Origin of the sequence: Bowdeniella massiliensis (assembly GCF_023634005.1) — a bacterium.
Taxonomy (GTDB): domain Bacteria; phylum Actinomycetota; class Actinomycetes; order Actinomycetales; family Actinomycetaceae; genus Bowdeniella; species Bowdeniella massiliensis.
In genome coordinates this window covers 59,227-69,600 of sequence record NZ_JALIQR010000005.1, presented here as the reverse complement: position 1 = coordinate 69,600, position 10,374 = coordinate 59,227, and the positions used below count along the sequence as shown (strand labels likewise).

General features: G+C 66.0%; 12 protein-coding genes. All 12 read left to right on the top strand.

The features are described from left to right. The first annotated feature begins 20 nt into the window (after positions 1 to 20). The 12 genes from MUN85_RS04540 (at position 21) to MUN85_RS04485 (ending at position 10,363) form a co-directional block, all read left to right on the top strand. Entirely contained in the window at positions 21 to 1,262 is a 1,242-nt protein-coding gene (locus MUN85_RS04540) for an FtsW/RodA/SpoVE family cell cycle protein (RefSeq protein WP_250505585.1), read from the top strand. Beyond that, the gene (murG, locus tag MUN85_RS04535; RefSeq protein ID WP_250505584.1) at positions 1,259 to 2,389 is read left to right on the top strand and encodes an undecaprenyldiphospho-muramoylpentapeptide beta-N-acetylglucosaminyltransferase; all 1,131 of its coding nucleotides are present in this window, start codon (positions 1,259 to 1,261) and stop codon (positions 2,387 to 2,389) included. Before MUN85_RS04540 ends, murG begins: the two co-directional genes overlap by 4 nt. Then, positions 2,386 to 3,726 carry a UDP-N-acetylmuramate--L-alanine ligase gene (murC, locus tag MUN85_RS04530; RefSeq protein WP_250505583.1) on the top strand — a complete coding sequence of 447 codons (1,341 nt, stop codon included), beginning with the start codon at positions 2,386 to 2,388 and terminating at the stop codon, positions 3,724 to 3,726. Before murG ends, murC begins: the two co-directional genes overlap by 4 nt. Further along, on the top strand, positions 3,723 to 4,649 hold the full coding sequence (locus MUN85_RS12885) for a cell division protein FtsQ/DivIB (RefSeq protein ID WP_250505582.1): 927 nt from the start codon (positions 3,723 to 3,725) through the stop codon (positions 4,647 to 4,649). The genes murC and MUN85_RS12885 overlap by 4 nt, the downstream gene beginning before the upstream one ends. 136 nt (positions 4,650 to 4,785) lie before the next feature. Continuing rightward, positions 4,786 to 6,030, top strand: a complete 1,245-nt coding sequence (gene ftsZ / locus MUN85_RS04520) for a cell division protein FtsZ (protein ID WP_250505581.1) — start codon at positions 4,786 to 4,788, stop codon at positions 6,028 to 6,030. 14 nt (positions 6,031 to 6,044) lie between these two features. Continuing rightward, positions 6,045 to 6,725: a purine nucleoside phosphorylase YfiH/LACC1 family protein gene (locus MUN85_RS04515; protein WP_250505580.1), complete on the top strand. Its 681-nt coding sequence runs from the start codon at positions 6,045 to 6,047 to the stop codon at positions 6,723 to 6,725. A 42-nt stretch (positions 6,726 to 6,767) separates the two neighbouring features. Then, positions 6,768 to 7,250, top strand: coding sequence for a cell division protein SepF (locus tag MUN85_RS04510; protein WP_092564728.1), 483 nt, complete (start codon positions 6,768 to 6,770; stop codon positions 7,248 to 7,250). 24 nt (positions 7,251 to 7,274) lie between these two features. After that, the gene (locus tag MUN85_RS04505; RefSeq protein WP_250505677.1) at positions 7,275 to 7,565 is read left to right on the top strand and encodes a YggT family protein; all 291 of its coding nucleotides are present in this window, start codon (positions 7,275 to 7,277) and stop codon (positions 7,563 to 7,565) included. Positions 7,566 to 7,691: 126 nt separating this feature from the next. Continuing rightward, positions 7,692 to 8,348, top strand: a complete 657-nt coding sequence (locus MUN85_RS04500) for a DivIVA domain-containing protein (RefSeq protein WP_250505579.1) — start codon at positions 7,692 to 7,694, stop codon at positions 8,346 to 8,348. Positions 8,349 to 8,418: 70 nt separating this feature from the next. Next, complete coding sequence (lspA, locus tag MUN85_RS04495; RefSeq protein WP_250505578.1) at positions 8,419 to 8,964, top strand: signal peptidase II; 546 nt, start codon at positions 8,419 to 8,421, stop codon at positions 8,962 to 8,964. Next, positions 8,961 to 9,890, top strand: a complete 930-nt coding sequence (locus MUN85_RS04490; RefSeq protein WP_250505577.1) for an RluA family pseudouridine synthase — start codon at positions 8,961 to 8,963, stop codon at positions 9,888 to 9,890. Before lspA ends, MUN85_RS04490 begins: the two co-directional genes overlap by 4 nt. Further along, positions 9,887 to 10,363 (top strand): GNAT family N-acetyltransferase, encoded by a 477-nt coding sequence (locus tag MUN85_RS04485; RefSeq protein WP_250505576.1) that lies wholly within the window; start codon positions 9,887 to 9,889, stop codon positions 10,361 to 10,363. The genes MUN85_RS04490 and MUN85_RS04485 overlap by 4 nt, the downstream gene beginning before the upstream one ends. Positions 10,364 to 10,374 lie beyond the last annotated feature (11 nt).

Genomic DNA, 10,374 nt, shown 5'->3' with positions numbered 1-10,374 from the left:
GGGGAGAGGGAAGGGGAGTCATGCCGGTCACGTTGACGCAAGAAACACCGAAGCACTCGCTGACCCGGACTCACCCGGGCGCGCTGTCCTACTACCTCATCCTCGGCTCGGCCGTCGTCCTGCTCGTTTTTGGCATCACCATGGTGATGTCGGCGTCGACGGTCACCTCCATCAAGGAGGGGCGTACCCCGTACAACGACGCCACCCGGCAGATGGGTTTCGCCGCCGCCGCGCTCATCCCGGCATACCTCTTGTCGCGGATGTCCATTCCAACGCTGCGCAAGATCGCTCCGTTCGCGCTCCTCGGCTCGTGGGTGGTCGGCGCGCTAATCTTCACACCGTTGGCCGTCGGCAAGGGCGGTAACGTCGCCTGGATCCGAATTCCGGGCCTGCCGTTTGCGATCCAGCCATCGGAGTTCATCAAACTCACCCTCGCGCTCTTCCTCGCCTCGATTCTTGCGGCGCACCGGCGACACTTGGAGAACTGGCGCCATCTCGTCGTGCCGCTGGGTGCCGTGGGCATCTCGATGGTTCTTGTCCTCGGTGGCCACGATCTCGGCACCGCGCTCGTCATCGCGGTCATGGTCGCCGCGATGCTGGTCTGCGCGCGGCTGCCGAAGAAGTGGTTGGGCGTGCTCGCGATCCTGGCGCTCGGCGCCGTCGTGTACATGGTGATCGATAACCCGACGCGCATGGCCCGAATCATCCAGTTCCTGCCCGGCATGGAACACGCGACCGAGGGCACCTCCGATGCGCTCGGCTATCAGCCGCGCCACGGCCGCTGGGCGCTTGGCACCGGCGGTGTCTTTGGGGTTGGACTGGGCGCCTCGCGCGAGAAGTGGGCCTACCTACCCGAGGCGCACAATGACTATATTTTCGCGATCATCGGCGAGGAACTCGGCCTCGTGGGAACCTCGCTCGTGCTCGTGCTCTTCGCCGTTTTGGCCTGGGGAATTTTCCGGCTCTACCAGGTGTTGACCGACGATTACGCGCGGCTGCTTGCGGCGGGACTCGGCACCTGGATCATCGGGCAAGCCTTCATGAACATCTTCGTTGTGCTGGGCCTTGCGCCGGTCATTGGCGTGCCGCTGCCCTTGATCTCTTCTGGCGGTTCCTCCCTCGTCAGTACGATAATGGCCATCGGAGTCTTGCTGGCCCTGGCTCGAACCGAGCCCGGCGCTAGCGTGGCCCTGGCGCAATCGACATCCGCGGTGAGGCGGTCACTATCGGTGATCGGCCGCCGTGCAAGGAGAAGTTCGTGATTCACTCGATCGTTCTGGCCGGTGGTGGCAGCGCGGGACACGTCAACCCGCTGCTCGCAACAGCCAGCGAAATCGCTGCCCGCTACCCGGCCGCCCGGATTACGGCGCTCGGGGTAGCAAGCGGATTAGAAACCGAATTGGTTCCGGCCGCGGGCATCAATCTCGTGACGATCCCGAAGGTTCCGATGCCGCGCAAACCCACCCCGAGCGCTCTCACCTTCCCGGTGAAGTTTCGCTCTGCGATCTCTCAGGTGCGCGGGGTCCTGGCCGACGTGAAAGCCGACCTCGTCGTCGGTTTCGGTGGTTTCGTCGCCACCCCCGCCTACCTCGCTGCCTGGCGCGATGGCATCCCGTTCGTTATCCACGAACAAAATGCCAGGCCCGGCTATGCCAATAAGCTCGGCGCCAAGCGCGCCGCCGTCGTCGCCCTGACCTTCCCGTCGACGCCGCTTGCCGCTAAGCGCGGCCGGACCGTGACGACGGGCCTGCCCATCCGTGGCCCGATCCTGGATCTCGCGATGCGCCGGCGCGGGGGAGATGGCGCGTGGGCCCGCAGCCAGGCCGCCGAAAAGCTCGGCCTGAACCCCGAGATGACGACCGTGCTCGTCACCGGTGGCTCGCTCGGCGCCAAGTCCATCAACGCCGCCGCCGCGGAGAACGCGCCCTACTTCGCCCAGCGCAGCGTGCAGGTCCTGCACCTGACCGGCAAGGGCAAGGCGGGCGAGGTGCACGCCGCGCTCGCCGATCACGGCATGGAACTCGGAAACTACCACGTGCGCGAATACCTGCCCGCGATGCACGAGGCCTACGCAGCCGCAGATATGGTCATCTGCCGCTCGGGCGCCGGCACCGTCGCCGAACTCACCGCGCTCGGGCTGCCCGCGATCTACATCCCGCTGCCGATCGGCAACGGGGAGCAGCGCCGCAATGCGGCCGATGTGCTCGCCGCCGGTGGTGGCTTGCTGCTGGAGGATTCGGACCTCACTCCGGCTTCCCTCACGGCGACGATCAGCCCGTGGCTGACCGACCCGAGCGCGCTCGAGCAGGCCGGAGCGGCCGCCGCCCGCATCGGAGCAATCGACGGCGCCGCGAAACTCGTTGACGAAATTGAAAAGGTCCGGCGATGAACCGCGAGCGCTACCACTTCATCGGGATCGGCGGTGCGGGGATGTCCGTCATCGCCGAGTTGCTCTCGGCCCGCGGCCAGATCGTTCAGGGTTCGGATGCGAAGGACTCCGCGGCGCTGCAGCGCCTGCGCGCCAAGGGCATCCACTGCTTCATCGGCCACGACGGCACGAACCTGCCCGCTGATTTCACCGTCGTGCGCTCCACGGCGATCAAGGACACAAACCCGGAACTCGCGCTCGCCATCGATCGCGGCCAGCAGATCCTGCACCGCTCCGAGGCCCTCGTACGTGCCGCCGAAGGCTTGGACTTCGTCGCGGTCGCCGGGGCCCACGGCAAGACGACGACCTCCGGCATGCTGGCCGCCGCCCTCGTGGAGGCCGGTACCGACCCGTCCTATGCCATCGGCGGCACGGTCCTCGGGCTCGGCTCCGGAGCGAGGCTTGGCACCGGTTCGGTGTTCGTTGCCGAGGCCGATGAATCCGACGGCTCGTTCTTGAACTACGCGCCGCGCGTCGCGATCGTGACGAACGTCGAACCCGATCACCTCGATCACTATGGCTCGGAGGCGGCCTTCAAGCAGGCCTTCCTCGACTTCGCGTCGCGCCTGACCGAGGGCGGGCTCCTCATTTGCTGCGCGGATGACCCGGGCGCTGCCGACCTGGCGGAGCGCGCTGCCGCCGAGGGGCTGCGCGTCGTCACCTATGGCCGCTCCAAGAACGCTGATGTCGGCGTCGCGGGCGATGACGTCATCATCGATGATCGCCACTATCGCCTCGCGTTGCAGGTGGCAGGGGACCACAACCGCCTGAACGCTGCCGCCGCCCTCATCGCCGGTATCGAACTCGGCGTGCCGGCCACCCTGATGTCGCGTTCACTCGGCGCCTTCGCAGGCACGGGACGCCGCTTCGAACAGCGTGGCTACGTGCGCGGCGTGCGCGTCATCGATGACTACGCGCACCACCCGACGGAGGTCGCCGCCACAATCGCGACCGCCCGCACCCAGGTCGGTGCCTCGCGCGTCATCGTCATCTTCCAGCCGCACCTCTTTAGCCGCACCCAGGCCTTCGCCGATCGGTTCGCCGGAGCGCTCAAGGGCGCCGATTCCGTCATCGTCACCGACATTTTCCCGGCCCGCGAGGCCCCGGTTGCGGGCGTGACCTCCGAACTCATCACGGATAAGCTCCCCAAGGCCCGCTACGTCGCCGACATGGATGAAGCCGCGCGCCTGGCCGCAAGCCTAGCCCGCCCCGGCGACATCGTCCTCACCATGGGAGCCGGCTCGATCACCGAAGCCGACGCAACCGTTATTGCCGAACTGTCGGAGCAGGCACGGTGAAACCACCGCCACGCCCAAGGCCGCGGATCCACCGGCCGGGTCTGAACGAGGACGACCGCCAAGCGCTCATCGCGCCCGAGGAGGAGGCCGAGGACCGGGCCAAGCCCGAGCCCCGCGCCGAAGCTGAGCGCTCGCCCGCCCCGATCACGCAGCTCGCCGCGCGCGCAAAGGAAACTCTGCGCCGCGACCACTCGCCCGTCACCTCGCTGAACCGGGTGCGCGATGAACGCCGCCGAGCCGTGTGGCACGCCCGCAAGCGCTATGCCTACTGGGCCGCCGGGGCCATCGTGCTCATTGCGGCGCTCGTGTGGGGCGCGTTCTTCTCCCCGTTGTTTGCGCTGACGACGATTAAGGTGAAAACCGAGGGGCCGGAGGTCTCGGAATCGGCTGTGACGGCCGTCCTTGAGCCCTACCGCGGGACGCCACTACCACGACTTTCTACCGGCGATATGCGCGCAGCCGTCGAGGCACTGACCGTCGTGGAGACCGTTCAGATCGCACGATCCTGGCCCAAGGAAGTCATCGTCACGGTCAAGGGACGCGAAGCCGTCGCCGCCCAGCAACTGGCCGATTCCGGTGAGTTCGAACTTCTGGACGCCCACGGCGTTGTCCTTGGCAAGCGCGGTGAGGCACCCGAGGGCATCCCCGTCATTTCCGTTGGGGGAGAAGAACACCTGCGCGGCGCGCTCGTCCAGGACGTCCTCACGACGCTCGGCGCCCTGCCAGATGAGGTGCGCTCGCGCCTGAGCTCCGCCGCGATCGACGGCGACGGCCTTATGAGCTTCACACTCGATAATTCCGCCCGAGTCATCTGGGGCGGCTCCAACGACACCGAGCTGAAATCGCGGGTGCTGCAGGTGCTACTCACCCAGGAGGCCAAGGTCTACGACGTCTCCGCGCCGCGAACCCCCGTGACGAAATAACTCGATTTCCCAACACGCCGTGTCGGTCGTTGTTCTGCCTCCTGCAAGCGCGTACTTTGCTTGCGCCTAACGACGACAAAAGTTTCACCTTCAACCTGAGCTTGAAGGTTGAAGGCTCGCAACGAGAGGGAAACCCGTGACATCACCACAGAATTATTTGGCCGTCATCAAAGTGGTCGGCATTGGCGGCGGTGGCGTCAATGCGGTGAACCGCATGATCGAAGAGGGGCTCGAAGGCGTCGAGTTCGTCGCGATCAACACCGATGCCCAGGCCCTGGTCCTATCCAACGCCCACTCCAAGCACGACATCGGCCGGGACCTGACCCGCGGCCTCGGTGCCGGCGCCGATCCCGAGGTCGGTCGCAAGGCCGCCGAGGATTCGATCGAGGAGATCACCGAAGCCCTGCGCGGCGCCGACATGGTGTTCGTGACCGCCGGTGAGGGCGGCGGCACCGGTACCGGTGGCGCGCCCGTCATCGCCAAGATCGCTCGTGAAATCGGCGCCCTGACGATCGGTGTCGTCACCCGCCCCTTCGCCTTCGAAGGCCGCCAGCGCTCCACCAAGGCCGAGGCCGGTATCGAGGCGCTGCGCAAGGAAGTCGATACCCTGATCGTCATTCCGAACGATCGCCTCCTGCAGATCTCGGATCGCAACGTCTCCGTCCTCGACGCCTTCCGCGCCGCGGACCAGGTGCTGCACTCAGGTGTTCAGGGCATCACCGACCTCATCACGACGCCGGGCCTCATCAACCTCGACTTCGCGGACGTTAAGTCGATCATGAAGGACGCCGGCTCCGCCCTCATGGGCATCGGCTCCGCCTCCGGTGAGGACCGCGCCGTCCAGGCCGCCGAACTCGCGATCTCCTCCCCGCTGCTCGAGGCCTCGATCGACGGCGCGCACGGTGTGCTGCTCTCGATCCAGGGTGGCTCGGACCTCGGCCTCTTCGAGATCCACGAGGCCGCGCGCCTCGTCCAGGAAAACGCTCACCCCGAAGCCAACATCATCTTCGGTGCCGTCATCGACGATGCCCTCGGCGACGAAGTCCGCGTCACCGTCATCGCCGCCGGCTTCGATCAGCAGCCCGAGGGCCGCAAGCCCGCCGGTGGCCAGCAGGCTCCGCAGCGCCCGGCCCCCGAGCCCAAGCGCGAAGAGCCCGCACCCGAGCCCACCGAAGATCGCACCCCCGGCCAGGTCGCCGACCGCCAGGGCCAGCACTCCGTACCGCGCACCGCTCCCGCCGTGCCCGGCTTCACCGAGTCCGACAAGAGCCCGGAGCCCGAAGAGGCCACCCCCGAGCTCGATGTTCCCCCGGTCTTTCCCGACGGGGGCCGTAACCAGTCCAAGGATGACGACCTCGACATCCCGGACTTCCTGAAATAACGAGCCCTCGTTAGGTGCGTTATTCCCTCCCATGCGGGCCGGGAGCGCTCGCGGTCATCACGACCGCGGCAGCTCCCGGCCCGTTCGAGCACTGCGGCGCCGTCGAGCTGACTCGCGCCGCCCAGATCCACTCCGACATCGTCCTTGAATCCGCCGCCCCAGGCATCATCGGGGAAGGCGATGCCGTCATCACCCGCGAGGCCGCCCTCGCCCCCGCGGTCCTGACCGCCGACTGCGTGCCCGTCCTCATTGCGAGCGAATCCGGCACCGTGCGGGCGGCCACCCACGCGGGACGCAAAGGCCTGCAGTCGCGCATCATCACCAAGACGATCGAGCGACTGCGTGAACTCACGGGCGAACCGCTGTGGGCCCTCATCGGTCCGCACATATGTGCCCGCTGCTACGAGGTACCCGCCGAGCTGCAAGAAGAAGTCGCGCGCGAGCGGGACGAAGCCCGCGCCACCACCTCGTGGGGCACCCCAGGTCTGAACCTCACCGCGATGGCGCGCCGCGAACTTGCCGACGGCGGCGTTCACGTGGTCGAGGTCGACGTACCCACCGAGCAGTGGTGCACGTTGGAAAACGAGGCGTGGTGGTCCTACCGGCGAGATGGAACGTCCCGGCGGATCACGAGCGCCCTGCTGATCGATGACACGCCGAGCCCGTTGCCGCCCGGCGCCCAGAATCACCCATAACGTAAAGACACGAGTACCCACACGAGTTTTGAGGAGATCCCGATGGCTGGATTCCTTCGCAAGTCCATGGAATATCTGGCGCTGTCGCAGCCGGAAGAAGAGACCGAGGAAGTCTACGACGACTTCACCACCGACATTGTCAACAACGTGAAGGACACCGTGGACGAGACGCCTGCTGCTCCCGTGACCCCCATCCACCGCGCCGCCTCCGCCGGCCAGCGTTTCGACGTGCACGAGAACACCTCCTCCCAGGAACTCTCCCGCATCGTCACCTTCCACCCCACGGCCTACAACGAAGCCAAGGTCATCGGCACCGCCTTCCGTGAGGGCATCCCGGTCATCTTGAACCTGTCTGGTATGTCGGAAGCCGACGGCAAGCGCATGCTCGACTTCTGCTCGGGCCTGGCCTACGGCCTGGAAGGCGGCATCGAGAAGGTGACCCAGCGGGTCTTCCTGCTCTCGCCCGCCACGGTCGAGGTCTACCGCGATGCGGAAGACTCCGACCCGGTCAAGCACCTCGGCTAAGAAGGACCCCACACTTTCGTGTCCATGCTCTTTGTGCTGCTGGCGCGCCTGTGTTCGATTTACCTGCTGATTCTTTTCGCTCGTGTGATCCTCGATTGGATTCAGGTATTTAATCGATCCTGGCGCCCCAGCGGCCCCATCCTGGTGATCGCCAACGTCATCTACGCGCTGACCGATCCGCCCGTGAAGGCCCTGCGCGGGATCATCCCGCCGCTGCGGCTCGGCGGCATCGCGCTAGACGTTGGATTCCTCGTCATCGTCTTCGGCGTGATCATCTTAGAGCGCATATTTATCTCGCTAGCTATCGCGGTCTAATCTCAATCTGTACCGCGAATACTCAGCCAGAGAATGCGCATCGTAGCGATGTTTCAGGTATTGTAATTTTTAGCGCGCAGACCCTGCGCTGCGCACATCTGCAACTACGACCACGAGGTGACGACAATGGCGCTGCTAACAGCGGACGACGTCCTCAACAAAAAGTTCCAGCAGACGAAGTTTAGGGAAGGTTACGACCAGGATGAGGTCGACGATTTTCTAGACGAAGTAGTCAACACGCTGCGAGCCGTACAGTCCGAGAACGAAGAGCTGAAGGCTAAGCTGCAGGCCGCTGAGCGCCGGATTTCCGAGCTGGGCGCCGGTGGCGGCGATTACCAGCCCGCCGAGGAAACCCCCGCCCAGGTGGACGAGCCCGTCGCCGAAGAAGTGGAGACCCCGGCCGAGCCCGAGGTCCACGAGGAGCAGGCCCCGGTTGAGCCCCAGGCCCACGCCTTCGCCGCTCCCGGCGAGGGGGGCGATTCCGCCCAGTCCGCAGCCGGCATGCTTGCTCTCGCGCAGCGCCTGCACGATGAATACGTGCGCAACGGCCAGGACGAAGGCGAACGCATCGTCACCGAGGCCCGCCAGCAGGGCGACAGCATCATCAAGGAAGCTGAAGACAAGTACAACAACACGCTTGCTCAGCTGGAGAAGGAGCGCTCGCTGCTCGAGCGCAAGATCGATGAGCTGCGCACCTTCGAGCGGGATTACCGCTCGCGCCTGAAGAGCTACCTCGAGGGCCTGCTGCGTGACGTCGAGGCCTCGCCTGAGACCCTGTCCTAACACCCCCTTGCACAACGGCGGCACCGTAGAACGTGCCGCCGTTGCGCATGTCCAGAACGGAACTGAATTGGTGCAACGCGAACGCGCACCGCGGGCGGCCTTCGGCATCGGGATGGCCATCGCGCTCGCCTGCCTAGCCATCGACCAGGCCACAAAGATCTGGGCGCTGTCCGCCCTGGAGCCCGGCGTCTACCACCCGGTCCTCGGGCGCGCCTTTGGCCTGACGCTCGTATTCAACTCCGGCGCCGCTTTCTCCTTCGGCTCGGGCGCCACCTGGATCTTCACCATCGTTGCCGCGGCCTGCGTCATCGGCGCCACCTACGCCCTGACCCGCATTACCCATCCCGCGTGGATCATCGTCGTCGCGGTTCTGCTCGGCGGTAGTGCGGGCAACCTCATTGACCGGATCTTCCGTGCTCCGGGCGCCTTCCAGGGTCACGTCGTCGACTTCCTGTCATATTCGAACTGGTTCGTCGGAAACGTTGCCGACATCTTCATCGTGGGCGCCGCGATCGTGCTCGCCATCTTGTCCTTCACCTCCGATCCGCGGCCCGGCCGCAAGCTGCTGACCGACGACGGAACGGCATTTGTTGACGAGGAGGCAGCCGGCTCATGACCGCCGAGCGGCGCTACCTGCCCGTGCCCGACGGATTGATCGGCCAGCGAGCCGACGCCGCACTGGCTCGGATGCTCGGGATGTCTCGCTCCAAGGTCGCCGACCTGCTAGATGCCGGCCACGTCTACGCCAGCGGCATGCCGCTCGCGCGCAGCGCAAAACTCAGCGGCGACATGCTGCTCGACATCACGATCCCGCAGGAGGAACCGCCCGCCGACATCGTCGTTGCCGGCATGCGGATCCTGCACGAAGACCCCGACATCATCGTCGTCGACAAACCCGCCGGCGTTGCCGCCCACCCGTCCTCGGGTTGGGAGGGCCCAAGCGTCGTCGGATCGCTGCGGGCCTCCGGCTTCCGCGTCTCCAACCTCGGGCCGCCCGAGCGCGAAGGGATCGTGCACCGCCTGGACGTCGGGACCTCCGGACTCATGGTCGTGGCCCGCTCGGATCGCGCCTACTCGGCCCTGAAGCGCGCGTTTAAGTATCGCGAGGTGAAAAAGAATTACCTTGCCCTCGCCCAGGGCACCGTCACCCCCGCGGTAGGCACGATCGATGCGCCCATCGCGCACCAGGGTGGCAAGCAGTGGAAGATGGCGATCCGCAACGACGGCAAACCCGCGATTACCCACTATGAGGTCATCGAAGAGCTGCCGGGCGCGAGCCTCGTCGACGTTGACCTGGAGACCGGGCGCACGCACCAGATCCGGGTGCACTTCTCGGCGATCAAACACCCGCTCGTCGGGGACCTGACCTATGGCGCAAACCCGAAAGAGGCCGACGCTCTCGGCCTCATCCGGCAGTGGTTGCACGCCTACGAATTGAGCTTTACCCACCCGGGCACGGGGGAGACCGTGACGTTCCGGAGCGAGCCGGCCGAGGAACTTGCCGCCGCGCTTGCAACGCTCAGGAAAGGACGAGAGTCATGATCGATTTCCGCGTCGTCAGCGACCCGGCAGACATCCAGGCCGCGCGAGGAATCCGCTACGAGGTCTTCGTTATTGAACAGCAGGTCCCGCTCGTGTTGGAGGTCGATGCGAGAGATGCCCTGCCCGACACGATCCAGGTCCTCATGACGATTGAAGGTAAGCCCGCCGGTACCGGGCGGCTCTTACCGGACCACGATCACCCCGGCGTCGTGCACGTCGGCCGCCTCGCCGTTCTTGAGCGCTATCGCGGTCAGCAGCTGGGAGCGCGCCTGCTTGCCGAGCTCGAAGCCGAAGCGATCCGCCAGCTCACGCCGGACCCTTCCGCGGGCCTCATCAGCGAACTGTCGGCACAGGAGTACGCCCTGGATTTCTATCGCAAGGCGGGCTACGAGACGATCGGGCGGGAGCGTTACCTCGATGCCGGAATCTGGCACCACGACATGCGCAAAACACTCATCACTCCCGTGCAATGAGGTTGCTCACC